General features: G+C 75.4%; 3 protein-coding genes and 1 pseudogene. All 4 read right to left on the reverse strand.

Annotated features, from left to right (window positions below):
• Positions 1-135: 135 nt before the first annotated feature.
• The 4 genes and pseudogenes from ACFVHO_RS01655 to ACFVHO_RS01670 all read right to left on the reverse strand — a co-directional run bounded on the left by ACFVHO_RS01655 (position 136) and on the right by ACFVHO_RS01670 (position 23,028).
• Positions 136-1,344 (reverse strand): alpha-hydroxy-acid oxidizing protein, encoded by a 1,209-nt coding sequence (locus ACFVHO_RS01655; RefSeq protein ID WP_385708647.1) that lies wholly within the window; start codon positions 1,342-1,344, stop codon positions 136-138.
• Positions 1,341-2,111, reverse strand: coding sequence for a thioesterase II family protein (locus ACFVHO_RS01660; protein WP_385708650.1), 771 nt, complete (start codon positions 2,109-2,111; stop codon positions 1,341-1,343). The genes ACFVHO_RS01655 and ACFVHO_RS01660 overlap by 4 nt, the downstream gene beginning before the upstream one ends.
• A 17-nt stretch (positions 2,112-2,128) precedes the next feature.
• Positions 2,129-8,638, reverse strand: a pseudogene (locus ACFVHO_RS01665) (SDR family NAD(P)-dependent oxidoreductase); the annotation flags it as partial.
• 56 nt (positions 8,639-8,694) lie between these two features.
• A complete protein-coding gene (locus tag ACFVHO_RS01670; RefSeq protein ID WP_385708653.1) occupies positions 8,695-23,028 on the reverse strand; it encodes a type I polyketide synthase in 14,334 nt (4,777 codons plus the stop codon).
• Positions 23,029-23,154 lie beyond the last annotated feature (126 nt).

Genomic DNA, 23,154 nt, shown 5'->3' on the forward strand with positions numbered 1-23,154 from the left:
GTCGGGGTGGCCTGCGCGGGGGGGGGGCCCTTACAGTGGGGGCGTGCACTGGGAGGGCGCAAAGGGCGATGCGGTCCGGGGCCGCGCCTTCCGGCGCCGCCCAGGACCGCTTCAGTGGCTTGTTACGCGGGCTTGTTACGCGAGCGGGCCCGACGGGACCACCAGGTCCCGCGTGATGTCCGCGAGGGTCCTGCTTCCCGAGAGGGTCATCGCCAGGTCCAGATCGGCGAGCAGACAGCGCAGGACGTGCTCCACGCCCGCCTGCCCGTCGAGCGCGAGACCGTACAGGTACGGCCTGCCGAACAGGATCGCGTCCGCGCCCAGCGCCAGCGCCTTGACCACGTCCGTGCCCGTGCGCACCCCGGAGTCCATCAGGACCGGGACGTCGGGGCCGAGGGCCGCGCGCACCGCGGGCAGCGCGTCGAGCGCGGCCACACCGCCGTCCAGCTGACGGCCGCCGTGGTTGGAGACCACGACACCGTCGGCGCCGGACGCGAGCGCCTTGCGGGCGTCGTCCGGGTGCTGGACGCCCTTGATGAGGATGGGCAGGTCCGTCCACGACCGAAGGCGCGGCAGGTCGTCCCAGGTGAGCGTCGGGTTGCCCGAGATCTTCGCCCAGTGCCCGACGGCCGCCATCGGCCCGCCGTCCGCGGGCAACTGGGCCTGGAACGCCGGGTCGCTGGTGAAGTTGGCGATGCCCTGGCCGTGCACGAACGGGATGTACGCGGTGTCCATGTCGCAGGGCCGGTAGCCGAAGGTGGGGTTGTCCACCGTGACCACGATCGCCGAGTACCCGGCGGGCGCGACCCGGCGGACCAGGGACTCGGCCACCTCCGGGTCGTTCGGCCAGTACAGCTGGTACCAGCGCGGCTCGTCCCCGGCCGCCTTCGCCACGTCCTCCATGGAGTGCGAGGAGAAGGACGAGAGGACGAACGGCAGGCCGACCTCGGCGGCGGCGCGGACCGAGGCCAGCTCGCCCTCGGGGTGCGCCACCGTCTGCGCGGCCACCGGCGCAAGGAGCACCGGCGCGTCCAGGCGCTGCCCGAACAGGGTCACCGACATGTCCCGCTCGCTGACGCCCTTCCACATGCGCGGCAGCAGCCGCCAGCGCTCGAACGCCTCGCGGTTGACGTGGCCGGTCGTGCCGGTGCCCGCGTCCCCCGCGATGTAGGCGTGCGCGTGCGGCTCCAGGACCGCGCGCGCCGCCTCCTCCAGCGTCGTCAGGTCCGTGGACAGCTTCGGCTTCCGCCCGGAGATCCCGGCCAGATAGATCTGCCGGACCATCTCGGCACGGGGCGGCCGCGCCTGGTCGGTCCCCTCGGTCTGCTCGGTCTGCTCGCTCATGCGCCGCCCGCCTCTCCGGCCGCCCGCGCCAGGTCCGCACGGATGACACGGGTGAGCAGCGGGACCACCGCCGGGTCGGGCTCGGTGAGGGCGAAGTGGCCGCCGGGAATCAGCTCCAGGCGGTACTCGCCCGTGGTGTGCCGCTCCCAGTCGGCCATCTGCTCGGCCGTGTTCTTCGGGTCGTCCCGCGCGAGCAGGACCGTGAGGGGCGCCGTGATCGCGGCGCCGTCCTTGGCCTGGTAGCGGCCGAGGACCTCCTGGTCGCCGCGCATCAGGCGGATCATCTCGGCGACCATCTCGGGGTCGTTGAGAATGACGTCCGGCACGCCGCCGAGCCACCGGATGTGGCCGAGGATCTCCTCGTCGGAGTGCGCCCCGTCGGCGTGCGCGCGCCAGTCAGCCGAGGGCGGCCACGCCGCCGACGCGAACAGGCGGGCCAGGCCGGCCCGCTCCTGCAGGAGACGGGCCGACTCGAAGGCCACGAGCGAGCCGAAGCTGTGCCCGAGCAGGAACAGCGGCCGGTCGTCGAAGTCGGCGAGCGCGTCCACGATGCCCGTGGCGAGCGTCGTCACGTCCTCCGCGAACGGCTCCGCCCTGCGGTCCTGCCGCCCCGGGTACTGCACGGCGAGCAGCTCGACATCGGCGGGCAGCGCCGCCGACAGCGCGGTGAACGCGATCGAGGGACCGCCGGCGTGCGGGAAGCACACCAGGCGGGCCTTGGCGTCGGGCTTCGCATGGAACGTACGAATCCATTTGTTGCGACTCATGATGTGGGTCCCGTTCCTCAGGAGCCGAGCTTGGTGAGCAGGGCGTTCAGACGGTCGGTCACGGTGTCGCGCACCGCGTCACCGAGCTGAGCCCCGGTGACCTCGGCGAACACCGACTCCAGCTTGGTGATCTCGTCGAGCAGGGCCTGCGGGTCACCGGCGGCGTCCGCGGGGCCCGCGGCCTCGGCGGTGTCGGCAGCGCCCGCAGCGTTTTCTACGTAGCCCTGCTCCGCCTTCAGGTGCTCCACCAGTTCGGCCGGGGTCGGCCAGTCGTAGATGAACGTGGCGGGCAGCTTCACGCCGGTGGCGGCGCCGAGCCGGTTGCGCAGCTCCACCGCCGTCAGCGAGTCGAAGCCGATCTGGTCGAAGGCGCCGTGCGGGTCGACGACCGCGGCGGAGGCGTGGCCGAGGACCGCCGCGACCTCCTGCAGGACCGTGTCCAGGAGCCGGTCGCCGGTGCCCGCGCTCTGGGCGGGGGCGTCGGCGGTCGCCGCCGCGGCCTTGCGGGCGGCGGCCGGGACCAGGTTCTTCAGGAGCGCCGGGACGGCGCCGCCGTTCGCGACCTGCTCGCGCAGACCCTCCAGGTGCCAGGCGGCGGCCACGGCCACCGCGGCATCCCTGCGGACCGCCGCGTCGAGCAGCTCCAGGCCCCGCTCCGACGTCAGCGGCGCGACGCCGATGCGGCTCATGCGGGTGATGTCGGTCTCGGTCAGGCCGGAGCCCATGCCGCCGACGCCCTCCCACAGGCCCCACGCGATGGACACGCCGGGCTTGCCGATCGAACGCCGGTACTCGACGAGGCCGTCGAGGAAGGAGTTGCCCGCGGCGTAACCGCCCTGCGCGGGCGAACCCATGGTGCCCGCGAGCGAGGAGAACAGCACGAACGCGTCCAGACCCAGGTGCTCGGTCAGCTCGTGCAGGTTCAGCGCCGCGTCCACCTTCGGGCGCAGCGACCGGTCCAGGCTCTCCGGGGTGAGGTCCGCGAGGATGCCGTCGTCCAGGACGCCCGCCGCGTGCAGGACGCTGCCGACGTGCACGCCGTCCGCCGCGAGGGAGTCCAGGGCCGCGGCCAGCGCGTCCCGGTCCGCCGCGTCGCACGCCACCACACGCACGTCCACGCCCTGCGCGCGCAGCTCGTCGATGTCCCGCCGCGCGTCCTCCTTCGGCGCGCCCCGGCCCATCAGGACCACGCTGCGCGCGCCGTGCTCGGCCACGAGGTGCTTGGCGACGAGACGGCCGAGCCAGCCCAGGCCGCCGGTGATGAGGGCGGCGCGGGTGGTGTCGTACGGCTCGTCCGGGTCGGACAGGGCCAGGACGACCTTGCCGATGTGCCGGGCCTCGCTCAGGTAGCGGAACGCCTCGGGCGCGCGCCGGATGTCCCACACCGAGATCGGCGGGGCCTTGAGGGCGCCCTGCTGGAACAGCTCAAGGAGTTCAAGGAGCATGCCCTGGATGCGGTCCGGGCCGGGCTCGCGCACGTCGTAGGCGCGGTAGTCCACGCCCTCGTGCGCCGCGGCCACCTCGGCCGGGTCGCGCCGGTCGGTCTTGCCCATCTCCAGGAACCGGCCGCCGCGCGGAAGCAGGCGCAGCGACGCGTCGGCGAACTCGCCCGCGAGGGAGTTCAGGACGACGTCGACGCCCTTGCCGCCGGAGACGCCCAGGAAGGACTGCTCGAAGTCGAGCGTCCGGGAGGAGGCGATGTGGTCGTCGGCGACACCCGCGGCGCGCAGCGCGTCCCACTTGCCCTGGCTCGCCGTCGAGTAGACCGTGGCGCCCAGGTGCCTGGCGATCTGGATGGCCGCCGTGCCGACGCCACCGGCACCCGCGTGGATGAGGACCGACTCGCCCTCGCCGAGCCGGGCGAGGTCCACCAGGCCGTAGTACGCGGTCAGATACGTCACCGGGACCGCGGCGGCCTGCCGGAACGACCAGCCGTCGGGGATCCGGCAGACCAGGCGGTGGTCGGTCACCGTGTTCGGGCCGACGCCGTTGATGAGGCCCATCACGCGGTCGCCGGGCTTCAGGTCCGTGACGCCGGGGCCGACCTCGACGACGACACCCGCGCCCTCGCCGCCACCGCCGTTGTCGGACGCGTTGGCGTCTACGGAGGCGTGGATGACGCCGAGCGCGAGCAGCGCCTCACGGAAGTTCAGACCCGCGGCGCGCAGCCGCAGGCGGATCTGGCCCTCCTTGAGCGGCTCGGCGATCTCCGGCCACGGCTCGAAGGACAGGTTCGCGAACGACGACTTGGCGACGTAGTCCAGGTACCAGTTCGGCTCGTTCAGCGGCGGGCGCAGCGTGGTGCCCGCGGCCGTGGTGCTCAGGGCCGGGCGGTAGCCGGTGGCGCCGCGCAGCGCGAGCTGCGGCTCGTCGGCGGCGACGGCGACCGCGCCCGCGAGCGCCGCCCGCGCACCGGCCGTGCCGTCCTCGTCCAGGAGCGCGAAGCGGCCCGGGTGCTCGGCGACAGCCGACCGCAGCAGACCCCACACCGCGCGCTGGCCGAGCCGTCCCGTGGGCTGCTCGGCGTCCACGGCGACCGCGCCGCGCGTGACCGCGACCAGACGCGTCGTCGACAACCGGTCGTCGGCGAGGAGGAGCTGAGCGGTCGTCAGGACGTGCCGCAGGGCGTCGCGGACGGCCGCCGGGTCCGGCGTCTCGTCGGCGGCGCCCGCCGCGACGGGCAGCAGGATGACCTCGGGGGCCTCCTCGCCCTCGTCCAGGGCGTTGGACAGGGAAGCCTGGTCGGCGAAGCGGCGCGGCACGACGCCGTGCAGCGCCTCGTCGGCGAAGTCGCCGATGACCGCCCACAGGTCCGTGTCGCCGGTCGAGGGCAGCTCCGCGAGGGCCTCCCACGACGGCACGTACAGGCCGTCGCGGTCGCTCGCGGACGCCATCGCGGCCGGGCGCAGCGCCAGCGAACCGATCGACGCCACCGGCTTGCCCGCGGCGTCGGCGACGTCCACGGAGATCGCGTTCTGGCCCGCCGGGGCGAGCCGCACGCGCAGCGCGGCGTCGGCCGTGCCGAGGGTGCGGGCGTTGTTCCAGGCGTAGGGGAGCAGCGTCTTGCCGCCCGAGGAGTCGGTCAGGCCACCGGCCGCCGACGGGTGCAGGGCCGCGTCGAGGAGCGCCGGGTGCAGGCCGTAGCCGCCCGTGCCGGGCTGCTTGTCGTCCGGCAGCGCCACCTCGGCGAACACCTCGTCGCCGCGCTTGTACATCGCCTTGACGCCGCGGAACACCGGGCCGTACGACAGGCCCTTCGCGGTGAGGTCGGCGTACAGGTCGTCCAGGGCGACGGGCAGTTCCTCGGCGTCCTGCGGCGGCCACACCGTGAGGTCGGCGGGGGCCGCCTCGTCGGTGCCCTCGGCGACGGAGCCGCTGGCGTTGCGCAGCCAGCCGCCGAGCTCGGCGTCGCCCTCGCGGCGCGAGTGGATCGTCACCTCACGGCTGCCGGTGGCGTCCGGGGCCGCGAGGAACACCCGCAGCTGCACCTCGGCGTCCTCGGCGACGATCAGCGGCGCCTCGAGGAGCAGCTCCTCCACGACGCCGTAGCCCGCCTCGCGGGCGGAGCGCGCGGCCAGGTCGAGCAGGGCGGTGCCCGGCACCAGGACCTGGTCCCCGACCTTGTGGTCGGCCAGCCACGCGTGCGTGGCCAGGGAAAGACGGCCGGTCAGCAACAGGCCGTCCAGCTCCGGGAGTTCGGCGACGGCCGTCAGCATCGGGTGGTCGAGCGCGACCAGACCGGCCGAGCGCACGTCACCGGAGACGACGCGCTTGTCGAGCCAGTACGGGCGGTGCTGGAAGGCGTACGTCGGCAGCTCGACGCGGTGCGCGCCGTGGCCCGCGAACACCGCGGCCCAGTCGACGTCGCCGCCGCTCGCGTGGGTGCGGCCGAGCGCGGTGAGCAGCGTCTCGGTCTCCGCGTGGCGGCGGCGCAGCGAGGGGATCAGCTCGTGCGCGGTGCGCGCGGTGCGCTGCTCGGCGAGGCCGTCCGCGGCCATCGCGGTGAGGTCGCCGGACGGGCCCATCTCCAGGAACCGGACGCAGCCGTCGGCGGCGAGGCTGTGCACACCGTCCTGGAAGCGGACCGCGTTGCGCATGTGCCGCACCCAGTAGTCGGGGCTGGCCAGCTCGTCGGGCTCCACCGGCTGCCCGGTGAGGTCCGAGACGACCGTCAGCTCGGGGAAGTTGAACTCCAGGCGGGCGGCGAGCGCGCGGAACTCGGCGAGCGCCGGCTCCATCAGCGGGGAGTGGAAGGCGTGGCTGACCTTCAGCCAGGTCGCCTTGCCACCCGCCTCCTCGAACGGCTTGACGGCGGCGGCGAGCGCCTCCTTGTCGCCGGAGAGCACGGTCGCGGCGGGGCCGTTGACGGCGGCGAGCGACACCTTGCCCTCGAACCCGGCGAGGAGCTTGACCGCCTCCTCCTCGGAGGTGCGCAGCGCCACCATGGCGCCGCCCGCGGGCAGCTGCTGCATGATCCGGCCGCGGGTGACGGCCAGTTGGGCGGCGTCCTCCAGGGAGAGCACCCCGGCCGCGTGCACGGCCGCGAACGCGCCGACCGAGTGGCCGAGCACGGCGTCCGGGCGGATGCCCCAGGACTCGAAGAGCCGGAACAGCGCCACCTCGACGGCGAACAGCGCGGGCTGGGTGTACTCGGTGCGGTTCAGGAGCTCGGCCTCGGGCGTGCCCTCGGCGGCGAAGACCACCTCGGACAGCGGCCTGGCCAGGTGCGGGTCGACCACGGCGCACACGGCGTCGAAGGCCGCGGCGTACGCGGGGAACGTCTCGTACAGCTCCTTGCCCATGCCCGGGCGCTGGGAGCCCTGCCCGGCGAAGAGGAACGCGGTGCGGCCCTCGGCGGCCTTGCCGCGCACGACCTCGGCGCCCGCCGTGTCGTCGGCGAGGGCGCGCAGCTGGTTCAGGAGCGACTCGCGGTCGGCGGCCGTCAGGACGGCGCGGTGCGCCAGGTGGGCGCGCGCGGTGGCGAGGGACAGGCCGAGTGGCGCGAGGCCGTCGGCGGTCACGGAGGGCTCGGCGGTCAGGTGCTGGTGCAGCCGGTCGGCCTGGGCGCGCAGGGCGGCCTCGGTGGTCGCCGACAGGACGTGCGGGACGGCGGGCAGCGGCTTGGCGGCCGGCTCCTCGGCGGGCCGCTCGGCGGGCTCGGGGGCCTGCTCCAGGATGACGTGCGCGTTGGTGCCGCCGATGCCGAAGGAGGACACGGCGGCGCGGCGCGGCCGGTCGACCTGCGGCCACGGCTTGGCCTCGGTGAGCAGCTCCAGGGTGCCGCTGGACCAGTCGACGTTCGGGCTGGGCTCGTCCACGTGCAGCGTCTTGGGCATCACGCCGTGCCGCAGCGCCATCGTCAGCTTGATGAGGCCACCGACACCCGCGGCCGCCTGGGCGTGCCCGATGTTGGACTTCAGGGAGCCGAGGTACAGCGGGTTGTCCGCGGTGCGGGCCGCGCCGTACGTGGCGAGCAGCGCGTTCGCCTCCAGCGGGTCGCCGAGCGGGGTGCCCGTGCCGTGCGCCTCCAGGAGGTCGACGTCGGCGCCGCTCAGGCCGGTGCCCGCGAGCGCCTGCTTGATCAGGGCTTCCTGGGCGGGGCCGTTGGGCGCGGTCAGGCCGTTGCTCGCGCCGTCCTGGTTGACGGCCGAGCCGCGCACCACCGCGAGGACGGGGTGGCCGAGGCGGCGGGCGTCGGACAGGCGCTCGACGAGCAGCAGGCCCGCGCCCTCCGCCCAGGCGGTGCCGTCGGCGGACGCCGCGAAGGACTTGCAGCGGCCGTCCTTCGACAGGCCGCGCTGACGGCTGAACTCCACGAAGGAGTTGGGGGTCGCCATCAGCGTCGCGCCGCCCGCGAGGGCCAGCGAGCACTCGCCGCGGCGCAGCGAGCTCACGGCCAGGTGCAGCGCCACCAGGGACGACGAGCACGCCGTGTCGACGGTGATCGCCGGGCCCTGCAGGCCGAAGGTGTACGACACCCGGCCCGAGGCGACGCTGCCGGTGCTGCCGATGGTCAGGTACGCCTCGTACTCCTCCGGGGCGGGCGACAGGCGCGCCGCGTAGTCGTCGTACATGGTGCCGACGAACACGCCGGTGCGGCTGCCGCGCAGCGTCGCGGGGTCGATGCCCGCGCGCTCGAAGGCCTCCCAGGCGGTCTCGAGGAGGAGCCGCTGCTGGGGGTCGATCGCGTGCGCCTCACGCGGGGAGATGCCGAAGAACTCGGGGTCGAACTGCGCGGCGTCGTAGAGGAATCCGCCCTGCTCGACGTAGGAGGTGCCGGCGTGGTCGGGGTCCGGGTCGAACAGGTTCGACAGGTCCCAGCCGCGGTCGGTGGGGAAGGCGCCGACCGCGTCGACCTCGTCGGTGACCAGCTGCCACAGGTCCTGCGGCGAGCTGACGCCGCCGGGGAAGCGGCAGCCCATGCCGACGATCGCTATCGGTTCCTCGTCGCGCTCCTTGGCGCGGGCGTTCGCGGCCTTCAGCCGCTCGTTCTCCTTCAGCGCGGCCCGCAACGCGTCGACGACTTGCTGGGGTGATGTGGACGCCATCGTGTCTCTCTCCATAGTTCCCTGCTGGGGCTGTGTCAGGACTCGCTGTCGCCTAGAGCCAGGCGGATCAAGTCGTCGGTGTTCATGTCGTCCAGGAGGCTTTCGCTCTCGGACAAGTCGGTGCCGATCAAGGCGTTCTGCGGGTCGTGCGGACCGGCTTCGCCGTCCGCGGCGGACTCCTCGACGGGCTCGGGAGCGAGCGCGCCGAGCAGCCACTGCGCGAGGGAACCGGGGGTCGGGTGGTCGAATACCAGGGTCGGCGGCAGCTTGATGCCGGTCGCGGCGATCAGCCGGTTGCGCAGCTCCACCGCGGTCAGCGAGGTGAAGCCCAGGTCCTGGAAGCGCTGCCCCGCCGAGACCTGCCCCGGCTCCTGGCCGAGGACGGCCGCGACCTCGGCGCGGATGAGCTGGAGCACGATGTGCCGGTGCTCGCGCTCGGGCGCACGGCCCAGCTTCTCGCGCAGCTCCGCCGCCGAGTCCTTCGGGGGCGCAACGGCCGCCGCCCGGTGCGGGGCCAGGCCCTTCAGGAGCGCGGGGGCGGTGGCCTTGTCCAGGGCGCGCGGGTCGAGCACGAAGGCCGCGAGGACCGGCGCGCCGTCACCGAGGGCCGCGTCGAACAGGGCGAGCCCGTCCTCGGCGGACAGCGTCCCGATGCCGGAGCGCTGCAGCCGCAGCAGATCGGCCTCACCGAGGCCGCCCGTCATCGTGGACTCGTCCGCCCACAGGCCCCACGCCACGGACAGCGCGGGCCGCCCCTCGGCGCGGCGCCGCTGCGCGAGGCCGTCCAGATAGGCGTTGGCCGCCGCGTAGTTGGCCTGGCCCGGGGTGCCGAGCGTGCCCGCGAACGACGAGAACAGCACGAACGCGGTCAGGTCGAGCTCCCGCGTCAGCTCGTCCAGGAGCGCCGCGCCCGCGACCTTGGGCCGCAGGACCGTGTCCAGGCGCTCCGGGGTGAGGGAGCCGATGACGGCGTCGTCGAGGACACCGGCCGCGTGCACCACACCGGTCAGCGGGTGCGCGGCCGGGACCGCGCCGATGACCCCGGCGAGCGCGGCCCGGTCGGCCGTGTCGCAGGCCGCGACCCGCACCTCGGCGCCGGTGGCCCGCAGGGAGGCCACGAACTCCTCGGCGTCCGGGGTGCTCATGCCGCGGCGGCCGGTCAGCAGGAGTCGGCGTACGCCGTGCTCCGTGACGAGGTGCCGGGCGAGCAGACGGCCCAGGGTGCCGAGGCCGCCGGTGATCAGGACGTGGCTCGTGCTGTCGAAGGCCGGGGCGGCGGCCTGCCCGGTCTGCTCCTTCGGGGCCCGCGGCTCGTGCTCGTGCAGCAGCGGCGCCGTCACCCGCCCGGCGCGCAGCGCCAGTTGGGGATCGTCCCCGGCCGCGGCCTGGACCACGCCGGGCGCGGACTCGGGGCGCCCGTCGGTGTCGATGAGGGTGAAGCGGCCCGGGTTCTCCGTCTGCGCCGAGCGCAGCAGGCCCCACACCGGGGCCCCGGTCAGGTCGACGCTCTCGTCGGCGGTGACCGCGACGGCCCGCTCGGTCACCACGGCGAGGCGGGATCCGACGAGGCGGGAGTCGGCGAGCCAGTCCTGGGCCAGGGCGAGGGCCGCGCGGGTGGCGGCGGCCGGCCCCTCGGTGGGTCCACCGGGTTCGGTGGACCCACCGGCCGTGGCGGGCCCGTTGGTGGCGGGCTCGCTGATGGGGGATCCGCTGGGTGCGGCGGATCCGCCGGGTCCGGTGGCGACGACGACGGTCGGCACCGCTGCCCCGTCGTCGAGCGCCCGGCGCAGTCCGGCCAGGTCGGGGTAGGCGTCCACCGACACCCCCGCGGCCCGGACCACGCCCGTCAGGTGGGAGCGGTCGTGACCCACGACCGCCCAGGTTCCCTCCGGGGTCGCCCCCGGCGTCTGCGGTTCGGCCCAGTCGAGGGCGAACAGGGCCGCCCCGTCGGCCGATGCGGCCGAAGCGGCCGAGGCGAGCGTCTCCGCCGGAAGCTCGCGCACCGCGAGGGTTTCGGCGTCGAGAACCGGCGTACCGGTTTCGTCGGCGATGTGCACGGAGCAGGAGTCCCTTTCGTGTTGCCGGATACGGACGCGCAGCGCGGTCGCGCCGGGCGTGTAGAGGGTCAGGCCGCTCCAGGCGAACGGCACGACGAGCCGGGTGCCCTCGCCGCTCGTGCCGCTGACCAGGGTCTGCAGCGCGGAGTCCAGCGCGGCCGGGTGCAGTTGGAAGCCGCGCGCGTGGGTCTCGGCGGGCAGCTCCACCTCGGCGTAGACGTCGGCTCCCCGCCGCCAGACGGCGCGCAGACCCTGGAAGGAGGGCCCGTACTCGTATCCGATCTTGGCGAGTTCGGTGTAGAGGCCGTCGATGGGCACCGGCACCGCGTTCACCGGCGGCCACAGGGCCAGGGCCGCGGAACCCTCCGGGTCGGCGGTGGGCTCGGCGACCTCCAGGACACCGGCGGCGTGCCGCTTCCAGTCGTCCTTCGCCGCGGCCTCGGGCCGGGAGTAGAGGGTGAAGGCGCGCGCGCCGTCCGCGTCGGCCGGGCCCACCATCAGTTGCAGGCCCATCGGCTCGGAGAGCAGCAGCGGCCGCTCCAGGGCGATGTCGCTGACGCGCTCCGCGCCGGACTTGCGCCCCGCGTACAGGGCGAGCTCGGCGACGGCCGCGCCCGGAAGCAGCGGCTGGCCCATCAGCGTGTGGTCGGCCAGCCAGTGGTGCACGTCCGGGTCGATCTCCCCGGTGAACAACCAGCCCTGGCCACCGGCCAGTTCGACGGCCTGGCTCAGCAGCGGGTGCCCGGTGGAGTTCTGCGCGGGCGCGCTGCTCGCGGCGGTCAGCCAGTAGCTCTCGCGCTGGTACGCGTACGTGGGCAGCGCCACCGTACGGCCGCCGCGGAGCAGGTCGCCCCACTCCACGGTGACGCCCTGCGCATGCGCCTCGCCGAGCGCGAGCGCGAACCGGCCCGGGCCGCCGTCACCGCGGTGCAGCGTGCCGACGGCCGCCGCGTCCCGGACGCCCGCGCGGCGCGCGGTCTCCACGACCGCCGACGTCAGGACGGGGTGCCCGCCGGTCTCGACGAACGTGCGGTGGCCGAGGCCCACCAGGCTGCTGACCGCGCGGTGGAACTCCACCGGCGAGCGCAGCCCGCGCGCCCAGTACGCGGCGTCCAGGAGCGCGGTGTCCACGGCCTCGCTGTCCACCGTCGAGTAGAACGGCACCTGCGAGGAGCGCGGGGTGATCCCGTCGAGCAGACCGGGCAGTTCGGCCGCCGCCGCGTCCGCCGCCGCCGTGTGCGCGGCGTGCCCGCCGTCGATGCGGCGGGCCGTGATCCGCTCCGTCGCGCAGGCCGCGAGCAGCATTTCCAGGGCCGCGGGCTCACCCGCGAGCACCGTGGACGAGGGGCTGTCGACGGCCGCGACGGCGATCCGGCCCGCGGAGCCGGTGATCCGGGCCTCGGCCGCGGCGCGCGGCAGGCCCACGGCGACCGCGCCGCCGCGGCCCGCGAGGTGCCCGGCGATCAGCTTGGCGCGGGCCGCGACGACCCGGGCGGCGTCCGTCAGGGACAGGCCGCCGGTGACGGCCACGGCCGCCAGCTCGCCGTGGCCGTGCCCGACGACCGCGGCGGGCTCGACGCCGTGCGCGCGCCACAGCTCCGCGAGGGACACCATCACGGCCCACGACAGGGGCTGCGTGATGTCGACGCGGTCCGGGCTGCCCGCGAGTTCGGTGGCGAAGTCCCAGTCCACGAACGGGGCGAGCGCCTCGCCGCACTCCCGCATCCGGTCCGCGAAGACCGGCTCGGACTCCATCAGCTCACGGGCCGCGCCCGCCCAGTGGGCGTCCTCGCCGGGGAAGACGAAGACCGCGTCACCGGCCTGCCGGGCCTTGCCCACGACCGTCAGCGGCGACGGCTCGCCCCGGGCGACGGCCTCCAGACCGGCGAGGAGCTCGTCCCTGCCGCCCGCGACCACCACGGCCCGGTGCTCCAGGGCCGCACGGCCGCGCACCAGCGACGCGGCCACGTCGACCGGCGCGAGGTCGGGCCGCCCGGCGACGTGCGCCCGCAGCCGCTCGGCCTGCGCGCGCAGCGCGGCCGGGCTCTTCGCCGACACCGTCCACGGCACCACGGCGGGCGCCGGGGCGTCGGCCGAGGCGTCGACCCCGGCGGCCTCGGGGTCGGGGGTCGGCTGCTCCAGGATGACGTGGGCGTTCGTACCGCTGACGCCGAACGAGGAGACGCTGGCGCGGCGGGCGCGGCCGGTCTCGGGCCACGGCCGCTCCTCGGTGAGCAGCGACACCGCGCCCGAGGTCCAGTCGACGTGGGTCGTCGGCCGGTCGACGTGCAGGGTGCGGGGCAGCACGCCGTGCCGCATCGCCATGATCATCTTGATGACGCCGCCGACACCCGAAGCCGCCTGCGCGTGCCCGATGTTGGACTTCAGCGAGCCCAGGTACAGCGGCTTGTCGGCGTCGCGGCCCTGGCCGTAGGTGGCGAGCACGGCCCGCGCCTCGATCGGGTCGCCCAGCTTGGTGCCGGTGCCGTGCGCCTCGACGGCGTCGACGTCGGCGGCGGCCAGGCCCGCGAAGGCGAGCGCGTCCCGGATGACCCGCTCCTGCGAGGGGCCGTGCGGGGCGGTGATGCCGTTGCTCGCGCCGTCCTGGTTGACCGCCGAGCCGCGTACCACCGCTAGGACCTCGTGGCCGTTGCGGCGCGCGTCGGAGAGCCGCTCGAGGAGCAGCACGCCCACGCCCTCGCTCCAGCCGAGCCCGTCCGCGGACTCCGAGAACGACTTGCAGCGCCCGTCCACGGAGAGCCCGCGCTGGCGGCTGAACTCCTGGAACGTGCTGGGCGACGACATGATCGCGACACCGCCCGCGAGCGCCAGGTCGCACTCGCCGCCGCGCAGCGCCTGCGCCGCCAGGTGCAGCGACACGAGCGACGAGGAGCACGCCGTGTCGACGGTGACCGCCGGGCCCTGCAGGCCGAAGGTGTACGACACGCGGCCGGAGGCCACGCTCGGCGAGTTGCCGATGAAGCGGTTCGCCTCCACGTCGTCCGGCGCGGTGTGGAGCCGCGAGGTGTAGTCGCTGTACATCACGCCGCTGAACACGCCGGTACGAGTGCCGTGCAGGGACGTCGGGGCGATGCCCGCGCTCTCCACGGCCTCCCAGCTGGTCTCCAACAGCAGCCGCTGCTGCGGGTCGAGCCGGACGCTCTCCCGGGTGCTCAGACCGAAGAACTCGGCGTCGAACTGGTCGGCGTCGTAGAGGAATCCGCCGTGGCGCGTGTAGGACTTGCCGTGCCGGTCCGGGTCCGGGTCGTACAGGTCCTCGACGTCCCAGCCGCGGTTCTCCGGGAACGGGCCGATCGCGTCGGTGCCGGACGCCACCAGGTTCCACAGGTCCTCGGGGGAGCGGGTGTCGCCCGGGTAGCGGCAGGCCATGCCGACGATGACGACGGGGTCGTCCTGCGTGGCCGCCGCGCGCGCCGGGACCGGCCCCGCGGCCTCGTCGGGCCGCTCGTCACCGGCGACCTCCGCGACCTCGGCGAGGAGGTGGTCGACGAGCGCGCCCGGCGAGGGGTGGTCGAAGACCAGCGTGGTCGACAGGGCCACACCGGAGGCGGCACCGAGCCGCCCGCGCAGTTCGAGGGCCGTCAGCGAGTCCATGCCGAGGTCCTTGAACGCCACGGCGTCGGCGACGGCCGCCGGGCCCGCGAGCCCGAGCACGGCCGCCACGGTCGAGCGGACCAGGTCCGTGACCGCCCGCCGCCGCTCGCCCTCGGGCAGCGCCGCCGTCGTACGCGCCCACGTGGACGCGTCCGCACCGGCCGCCACGGCCTTGGCCACCGTGCGGCGGCGGGCCGTGCGCACCAGACCGCGCAGCAGCGCGGGCGCGGACCGCGCGGCGTCCGCGTCGCGCAGCGCGGCCAGGTCGAGCTCGGCCGCGAGGAACACCGGGTCCGCGGTGGTGAGGGCCGCGTCGAAGATCTCCGCGCCGCGCGCGGCCGTGATCGGGGCGAGCCCGCTGCGCCGCCAGCGCGCCAGGTCGCCGTCGGACAGCGTCCCCGCCATGCCGTCGGTGCCCCACAGGCCCCAGGCCAGCGAGGTGGCGGGCAGGCCCAGGTCGCGGCGGCGGCGGGCCAGGGCGTCCAGGAAGACGTTGGCCGCCGCGTAGTTCGCCTGGCCCGCGTTGCCGATGAGGCCCGCGATCGAGGAGAACAGCACGAAGGCCGCGAGCGGCGCGTCGGCGGTCAGCTCGTGCAGGTTCCAGGCGGCGTCCGCCTTCGGCCGCAGGACCGCGTCCAGGTCGGCGTCCGTGAGGTTCTGCAGGGTCGCGTCGGCGAGCACGCCCGCCGTGTGGATCACGGCGGTCAGCGGGGCTTCCGCCGGTACGCCGGACAACAGCTCCGCGAGCGCGGCGCGGTCGGCCACGTCGCAGGCCGCGACGGTGACCTCGGCGCCCAGACCCTCCAGGAACGCGGTGAGTTCACCGACGCCCTCGGCGGCCGGGCCGCGGCGGCTGGTCAGGAGCAGGCGCCGGACGCCGTGCCGGGTGACGAGGTGCTCGGCGAAGAGACGGCCGAGGGCGCCGGTGCCGCCGGTGATGAGGACGGTGCCTTCGGGGTCGAGGGCGGGGATCGCCTGGTCCGCGGCGGTCGCGGCGGTCGCGTCGGTCGCGTCGGTCGGGGTGGCCGGGGTGGCCGGGGCGACCGGGGTGCGCTCCAGGGCGGGCTCGTACAACTCGCCCTCGCGGAGGGCTAGTTCGCCTCCCTCGGCCACGACGGCCAGGGCGGCGGCGACGAGCTGTGCGGGCGGCGTGCCCTCGGGGGTGTTGGCGGCTGGCGTGTGCTCCGGGGAGGTCTCGCGCAAGTTGCGTGAGTGCGGGGCCAGTTCGGCTTCCTCGGCCGCGACGGCCAGGGCGGCGGTGTCGAGCTGCGCGGGCGGTGCGCCCTCGGCGGCGGTGGCGGACGCGGTGCCGGTGGCGTCGGTCGAGGCCGCGGCCTCGGCACCGTCGGTGGCGGCAGCGGCTCCCGCCACGTCCAACAGGGCGAAGCGCCCCGGGTGTTCGCTGCGCGCGGTCCGCACGAGCCCCCAAGCGGCGGCGCCGGGCAGGTCCGCCACCTTCTCGGCGGCGCCCGCGGCGACCGCGCCCCCGGTGAGCAGCAGGAGCCGGCTCGGGGCCAGGCGCTCGTCGGTCAGGCAGCGCCGGACGGCGTCCAGGGCGTCGGCGGCCGCGGTGTGCGCGGCGTCGGCGACGGCTCCGGACACGCCCTCGGCGCCGGGCGCCGGGCGGGTCAGGACGACCACGTCCGGGGCGCCCGCGCCGAGCGTGGGGGCAAGGGCGGCGGCGTCCGCGAAGGCGTCGGCGGCCACCCCGGCGGCGGTCAGCGCGGCGGTGAGGCCGAGCGGGTCGGCGCCGAGCACGGCCCAACGGCCCGCCGCGGCGACGGCGTTCGGCTCCGCGGCGGCGGGAGCCTGCCGCACCGGCTTCCAGCCGAAGCGGTACAGGCCCTCGTGGTGCGCGGCCGCCCGCACGGCGAGCCGGTCGGCGGGCAGCGCCCGCAGGACCACGGAGCCCACGGTGAGCACCGGCTCGCCGTCGGGCGTGACGGCCGTCAGGGCGGCGCCGTCACGGCCCGCCGGGGTCAGGCGCACCCGCAGCGCCGTGGCGCCCGCGGCGTGCAGCGTGACGCCGTCGAAGGAGAACGGAAGCCGCAGTTCGTCGCTCAGGCCGCCCTCGGGCCCGGCGAGCAGCAGCGCGTGCAGGGCCGCGTCCAGGAGCGCCGGGTGCACGCCGTACCCGGCGGCCTCGGCGTGCAGGTCGGCGGGGAGCGCCACCTCCGCGTACCGGTCGTCGCCCGCCTGCCAGGCGCCGACGAGGCCCTGGAAGGCGGGGCCGTAGGTGTAACCGAGGTCGTTCAGGCGGTCGTACACGCCGTCGACGTCGATCGGCGTCGCGTCCTGCGGCGGCCAGGTCGCCCCGGCGTCCGTCGGCGCGTCGCCGTCCACCGCGAGGACACCCGACGCGTGCCGCGTCCAGCCGCCCTCGTCCCAGGGCTCGCCCTGGCCCGCGCTCTCCCGGCGGGAGTGGACGGCCACCGGACGCTGCCCGGAGCCGTCGGCCGCGCCGACGGTCACCTGGACGCGGACCGCCCCGTCCTCGGGCACGATCAGCGGTTCCTCCAGGACGACCTCGCGCAGCCGGTCGTGGCCGAGGCGGTCGCCCGCGGCCACGGCGAGCTCGACCATCGCGGTGCCCGGGAGCAGCGCGGCACCGGCGATGACGTGGTCGGCGAGCCACGGGTGGCCGCGCAGCGAGAGCCGGCCGGTGAGGAGCAGGCCGTCGCCCTCGGCGAGGCTCGTCATGCCGCCGAGCAGCGGGTGGCCGGCGGGGGAGATGCCGAGACCGGTGGCGTCGGCCGCGGCGGCGGGCGCGTCGAGCCAGTAGCGCTCGCGCTGGAAGGCGTACGTGGGCAGTTCGGTCCGCAGGGCGCCGGGGAAGAGGCGTGCGGTGTCGGGCGTCGCGCCGCGAAGGGCGGCGTGGCCGAGCGCGGCGGCGACGGTCAGGGACTCGGCCCTGCCCTTGCGGAGCACCGCGACGGGCGCGGCCGCCTCGGCCTGCTCCTCGCCCAGGCAGTTGCGGACCATGGCGGCGAGCACCGCGTCAGGGCCGAGCTCCACGTACGCGGTGACGCCCGCCTCGCGCAGGACGCGCACGCCGTCCTGGAAGCGGACGGTGCCGCGCAGGTGGCTCGTCCAGTAGTCGGGCGAGGCCAGCTCCTCGGGGGTGGCGAGGGCGCCGGTGAGGTTGGAGACGACGGGGATGCGCGGGGCGGCGTACGTCAGGCCCGCGGCGACCGCGCGGAACTCGTCGAGGACGCCGTCCATGTGGTGCGAGTGGAAGGCGTGGCTGACCTTCAGGCGCGAGGTGCGGCGGCCCTGCTCCTTGAAGGCGGCGGCCAGTTCGAGCGCGGCGTCCTCGTCGCCGGTCACGACGGCGGCCAGCGGGCCGTTGACCGCGGCGACGTCCAGGCGTCCCGCGTACGCGGGCAGGGCCTCGCGGACCTCCTCCTCGGTGGCCTCGACGGCGACCATCGCGCCCCCGCCCGGCGCGGCCTGCATCAGCCGCCCGCGGGCCGCGACCAGCGCGCAGGCGTCCGCGAGGGAGAGCACGCCCGCGACGTGGGCGGCGGCCAGCTCGCCGACGGAGTGGCCGATGAGGTAGTCGGGGGAGAGGCCGCTGTGCTCCATCAGGCGGAACAGCGCGACCTCGACGGCGAACAGCGAGGCCTGCGTGTACAGCGTCTGGCCGAGCAGCGCCGCCTCGTCGCTGCCCTCGGCGGCGAACACCACGTCCTTCACCGCGTGCGGCAGATGCGGGTCGAGGTGCGCGCACACCGTGTCGAGGGCGACGGCGAACGCCGGGCAGTTCTCGTACAGTTCACGCCCCATGCCGAGGCGCTGGCTGCCCTGACCGGTGAACAGGAACGCCGTCCTGCCCTTGGTGGAGCGGCCGGTGACCGCCTTCGTGGGGACGGCGGGCGGGCCCTGCAGGACCTCGGCGGCGGACTCGCCCGCGGCGAGCGCGGCCAGGCCCCGGACGAAGCCGTCGCGGTCCTCGGCGACGACGGCCGCGGTGTGCGCGAACAGGGTGCGCGCGGACATCAACGACAGGCCGATGTCGGCGAGTTCACCCTCGGGGTGCTCGGCGACGAAGTCCCGGAGGCGGGCCGCCTGCTCGCGCAGCGCGCCCTCGGTGCGGCCGGAGAGCAGCCACGGCGTGGCCGGGACCGGCGCGGGCCCGACGGCACGCGGCGCGGGCACGACGACGGGCGCCTGCTCCACGATGACGTGGGCGTTGGTGCCGCTGATGCCGAACGAGGAGACGCCCGCACGGCGGGCGCGGCCGGTCTCGGGCCAGGGGCGCGCCTCGGTCAGGAGCGAGACGGCCCCCGAGGTCCAGTCGACGTGGCTGCTGGGCGTGTCGACGTGCAGCGTGCGCGGCAGCACGCCGTGGCGCATCGCCATCACCATCTTGATCAGACCGCCGACGCCCGCCGCGGCCTGCGAGTGGCCGACGTTGGACTTCAGCGAGCCCAGGTACAGCGGCTCCACGGCGCCCTCGCGCTGACCGTACGTGGCGAGCAGGGCCTGGGCCTCGATCGGGTCGCCCAGCCTGGTGCCGGTGCCGTGCGCCTCGACGGCGTCCACGTCGGCGACGGTCAGGTCCCCGCTGGCGAGGGCGTCCAGGATCACCCGCTCCTGGGAGGGGCCGTTGGGGGCGGCGATGCCGTTGCTCGCGCCGTCCTGGTTGAGCGCGGATCCGCGTACGACGGCGAGGACCTCGTGGCCGTTGCGGCGCGCGTCGGAGAGGCGCTCCAGGATCAGCATGCCCGCGCCCTCGGCCCAGCCGGTGCCGTCGGCGGAGTCGGCGAACGCCTTGCAGCGCCCGTCGGGGGAGAGCCCGCGCTGGCGGCTGAACTCCATGAACAGACCGGGGCTCGACATCACCGTCACGCCGCCCGCGAACGCGAGCTCGCACTCGCCGTTCCGCAGTGCCTGCGCGGCCATGTGCACGGCCACGAGCGAGGAGGAGCACGCGGTGTCGACGGTGACGGCGGGGCCCTGCAGACCGAAGGTGTACGAGGCGCGGCCGGAGACCACGCTGGTGAAGTTGCCGGTGATCAGGTAGCCGCTCGCGGTCTCGTCGGCGGCGTCCAGGCGGGGGCCGTAGTCCTGCTTGATGGCGCCGACGTACACGCCGGTGCCGCTGCCGCGCAGCACGGAGGGGTCGATTCCGCCGCGCTCGACGGTCTCCCACACCGTCTCCAGGATCAGCCGCTGCTGCGGGTCGAGGCCGAGGGCCTCGCGCGGGCTGATGCCGAAGAACTCCGCGTCGAACAGGTCCGCGTCGTGCAGGAAGCCGCCCTCGCGGGCGTAGGAGCGGCCCGCGCGGTCCGGGTCGTCGTCGAACAGCGCGTCCAGCGGCCAGCCGCGGTTCTCGGGGAACGGCGAGATGGCGTCGCGGCCGTCGAGGACGAGCCGCCACAGGTCCTCGGGCGACGTCACGTCGCCGGGGAAGCGGCAGGCCATGGAGACGATCACGATCGGGTCGTCCTCGGCGCCGCTCCGCGCGGCCGCCTTGCGTCCGCTCGCCTTCGGCGCGGACTTCGTGCCGAGGATCTCCTCGGCGATGCGGGCGGCGAGGTCCTGCGGCGTCGGGTGGTTGAAGAGCAGCGTCGCCGGGAGCTTCAGGCCGGTCGCCTCGACCAGGCGGTTGCGCATCTCCACGGCCGTCACCGACTCGAAGCCGAGGTCGATGAACGCGCCCTCGGGGTCGACGTCGGCGCCGCTGTCGTGGCCGAGCACCAGGGCCGCCTCGGCGCGCACCAGGTCGAGCGCCCGCTCCAGGGTCTCCTCCGGGCTCAGGCCGCGCAGGCCCGACTCGTCGTCGAGGTCGGTGTGGTCGGAGACGTCCGGGGTGGCCTGGGCGCCGTACTCCGCCCGTGCCGGGGCCGTCGCCGGTACGAGGTCGGCGCGCGGCTCGTCCCCGGCGGCGGGCACGGCGTCGGCCGCGGGGGCCGCGAGGGTCGTGGTGCCGGTCGCGGCAGAGGCGGTGCCGGTGCCCGCGAGGCCCTCCAGCCAGTAGCCGCGCCGCTGGAACGCGTACGTCGGCAGCTCGACGGCCGAGGCGTCCGCCGGGAACGCGGGACGCCAATCCACCTCCGCGCCACTGGCGTTGAGCTGCGCCAGCGAGGTGAGGAAGCGGCGTCGGCCGTCCTCGCCGCGGCGCAGCGTGCCGACGATCGCCGCGTCCGAGCCGACGTCCTCGGTGATCTGCTGCAGCGCCATGCCGAGCACCGGGTGCGGGGTGATCTCGACGAACGCGTCGGTTCCGGGGGCGAGTTCCCGGACGGTCCGCTCGAAGTTCACGGTGCCGGTGAGGTTGCTCATCCAGTACGTGCCGTCGAGGACCGGCCCGTCGACGAGCTCGCCGGTGATCGTCGAGTACATCGGCAGCGTCGGCGTGCGCGGCCGGATCGGCGCCAGGAGGCCGAGGATCTCCTCGCGCAGGACCTCCATCCAGGCGCAGTGCGGCGCCAGGTCGATCTGGATGCGCCGGGCCTGTACGCCCTCGGCGACCAGCTCGGCCTGCAGGGCCTCGATGGCCTCGACGTCACCGGACAGCGTGAACAGGCGCGGCCCGTTGATGGTGGAGACGAAGAGGCGGTCCTGCCACGCGGACAGGCGCGGCGTGACCTCGGCGACCGGCAGCGGCACCGAGAGCATCGTGCCCTGGCCGACGACGGCCAGCATCGCCCTGCTCCACAGCGCCACCACACGCGCGCCGTCCTCCAGGGACAGGGCGCCGGAGACCACGGCGGCGCTGATCTCGCCGTTGCTGTGCCCGACGACGGCGTCGGGCTCGACGCCGAACGACTGCCACAGCGCGGCGAGGGACACCATGACCGCGAACAGCGCGGGCTGGGCGACGTCCTCGCGCTCCAGGGAGGCCGCGCCGGGCGCGTCCCTGAGCACGGCCTCCAGGTCCCAGTCGATGTGCGGCGCGAGCGCGGCCGCGCACTCGTCGATGCGGGCCCGGAACACGTCCGACGCGTCGAGCAGGTCGCCCGCCATGCCGGTCCACTGCGGGCCCTGGCCGGGGAAGACGAACACGACGCGCTCGCGCGGCTTGGCGGTGCCGCTGATCCGCGTGGCCGAGCGGCGGCCCTCGGCGAGCGCGGCCAGCTCGGCGGTGAGCTCCTCGCGGCCGGAGCCGAGGACGACGGCGCGGTGCTTGAAGGCGGTACGCGTGGTGGCGAGCGAGAGCCCGATGTCGGCGGCGCTCGCGGCCTGGCCCTCCAGGTGGGCGAGGAGCCGCTCGGCCTGCGCGCGCACGGCGGCGGCGCTGCGGCCGGAGACGAGCCAGGGGAGCGGGCCGCCGCGCAGGGACGGCGACACCGCGCCCGCCACGGCTTCGGAACCCTCCGCGCCCTCCGCGCCCTCTCCGGTCTCCGCGATCTTCGCGACCTCCGCGGCATCCGTGCTCTCGGCGCTCTCCGGCGCCGAGGCCACCACCACATGGCAGTTGGTCCCGCCGACGCTGAACGACGAGACACCGGCGAGCCGTTCGCCCTCGCCCGGCCAGTCGCCCACCGTGTCCTGCACCCGCAGGTTCAGCTCGGCCATGGGGATGCGGGGGTTGGGCGAGGCGTAGTTGAGGCTCGGCGGGAGCTGGCCGTGCGTGAGGGAGAGGACGACCTTCAGGAGCCCGGCCATGCCGGCCGCGGCGCCCAGGTGCCCGATGTTGGTCTTCACGGAGCCGACGAGCAGCGGCTCCCCGGCGGGCCGGGCGGCGCCGAGCACCGCGCCGAGGGCGGCGGCCTCGACCGGGTCGCCCACGGGGGTGCCGGTGCCGTGCAGTTCGACGTAGCCGACCTCGGCGGGCGCGGTCCCGGCCCGCTCGTGGGCGCGGCGCAGCAGGTCGCGCTGGGCGTCCTCGTGCGGCACGGTCAGGCCCGCGCCGCCGCCGTCGTTGTTCACGGCGCTGCCGCGCAGCACGGCGTGCACGCGGTCGCCGTCGGCGAGGGCACGCCGCAGCGTCTTCAGGACGACGACGGCGCCGCCCTCACCGCGTACGTAGCCGTTGGCGCGGGCGTCGAAGGTGTAGCACCGGCCGTCGGGGGAGAGGCCGCCGAACTTCTGCGCCAGGGCGGTCTTCTCGGGTGCCAGGTGCAGCTCGACGCCGCCCGCGAGGGCGACCTCGGACTCGCTGTTGCGCAGCGACTGGCAGGCCATGTGCACGGCGACGAGGGAGGACGCCTGGCCCGCGTCGACGGTCAGGCTCGGGCCGCGCAGGCCGAGCACGTACGAGACGCGGTTGGCGATGAGGCTGCGGTCGAGGCCGGTGAAGGAGTGGTGCGTGACGTTCGAGCCGTCGGTGGCGCGGTGCACGAGGTCGGCGTAGTCGCCGGTGGTCGCGCCGAGGAAGATGCCGGTGTCGCCGCCCTGGAGGTCGGCGGGGACGACGCCGGCCTGCTCCAGGGCCTCCCAGCCCAGTTCGAGGACGAGCCGCTGCTGCGGGTCCATCATCGCCGCCTCGCGCGGCGGGATGTTGAAGAAGCCCGGGTCGAAGCGGTCGATCCCGTCGAGGAAGGCACCCTTGCCGGCCGGGCCGTGCTCGATGCCGAGGCCGAGCTCCGCGCGCTCGGCGGGCGTGTCGGTGACGGCGTCCTGCCCGGTCACGAGCAGCCGCCAGTACGCCTCGGGATCGTGGGCGCCGGGGAAGCGGCAGGACATCCCGACGACGGCTATGGGTTCCCCGGCAAGCCCTGCATCGCTGCGGGTGTTGTCAACTGACATGCCATTCCTCACTGAAGGTCAAGCGGTGTTCTGGGGAGAGCCGCCACCAGGAGGCGGGCGGCGGGCGACCGGCGGCTTCGGCGGCCTTGGCGGACGGGGTGAACGGGATGAACGGAGGTGCGAACG

It is taken from the genome of Streptomyces sp. NPDC127108 (genome assembly GCF_042677545.1).
Taxonomy (GTDB): domain Bacteria; phylum Actinomycetota; class Actinomycetes; order Streptomycetales; family Streptomycetaceae; genus Streptomyces.

Bases quoted from the DNA above. Each gene is read 5' to 3' on its own strand.
- ACFVHO_RS01670 (WP_385708653.1), bottom strand. From the start codon at position 23,028: ATGTCAGTTGACAACACCCGCAGCGATGCAGGGCTTGCCGGGGAACCC.
- ACFVHO_RS01660 (WP_385708650.1), bottom strand. From the start codon at position 2,111: ATGAGTCGCAACAAATGGATTCGTACGTTCCATGCGAAGCCCGACGCC.
- ACFVHO_RS01655 (WP_385708647.1), bottom strand. From the start codon at position 1,344: ATGAGCGAGCAGACCGAGCAGACCGAGGGGACCGACCAGGCGCGGCCG.